This window comes from Duganella margarita (assembly GCF_009857535.1).
In the GTDB taxonomy this organism is placed as follows: domain Bacteria; phylum Pseudomonadota; class Gammaproteobacteria; order Burkholderiales; family Burkholderiaceae_D; genus Rugamonas; species Rugamonas margarita.
In genome coordinates this window covers 1-800 of the sequence record NZ_WWCS01000066.1, presented here as the reverse complement: position 1 = coordinate 800, position 800 = coordinate 1, and the positions used below count along the sequence as shown (strand labels likewise).

Below are 800 nucleotides of genomic sequence, written 5' to 3'. Positions count from 1 at the left end.
TGCTCCTGGAGCGGCCGATATCTGATTAGCTAGTTGGTAGGGTAAAAGCCTACCAAGGCATCGATCAGTAGCTGGTCTGAGAGGACGACCAGCCACACTGGAACTGAGACACGGTCCAGACTCCTACGGGAGGCAGCAGTGGGGAATTTTGGACAATGGGCGCAAGCCTGATCCAGCAATGCCGCGTGAGTGAAGAAGGCCTTCGGGTTGTAAAGCTCTTTTGTCAGGGAAGAAAAGGCTACGGATAATACCTGTGGCTCATGACGGTACCTGAAGAATAAGCACCGGCTAACTACGTGCCAGCAGCCGCGGTAATACGTAGGGTGCAAGCGTTAATCGGAATTACTGGGCGTAAAGCGTGCGCAGGCGGTTTTGTAAGACTGTCGTGAAATCCCCGGGCTCAACCTGGGAATGGCGATGGTGACTGCAAGGCTAGAGTTTGGCAGAGGGGGGTAGAATTCCACGTGTAGCAGTGAAATGCGTAGATATGTGGAGGAACACCGATGGCGAAGGCAGCCCCCTGGGTCAAAACTGACGCTCATGCACGAAAGCGTGGGGAGCAAACAGGATTAGATACCCTGGTAGTCCACGCCCTAAACGATGTCTACTAGTTGTCGGGTCTTAATTGACTTGGTAACGCAGCTAACGCGTGAAGTAGACCGCCTGGGGAGTACGGTCGCAAGATTAAAACTCAAAGGAATTGACGGGGACCCGCACAAGCGGTGGATGATGTGGATTAATTCGATGCAACGCGAAAAACCTTACCTACCCTTGACATGGATGGAATCCTCGAGAGATTG

1 rRNA gene is annotated in these 800 nt (G+C 52.8%); it reads left to right on the top strand.

Annotated elements, in window-relative coordinates:
• A 16S ribosomal RNA gene (locus tag GTP55_RS29175) occupies positions 1–800 on the top strand; the annotation flags it as partial.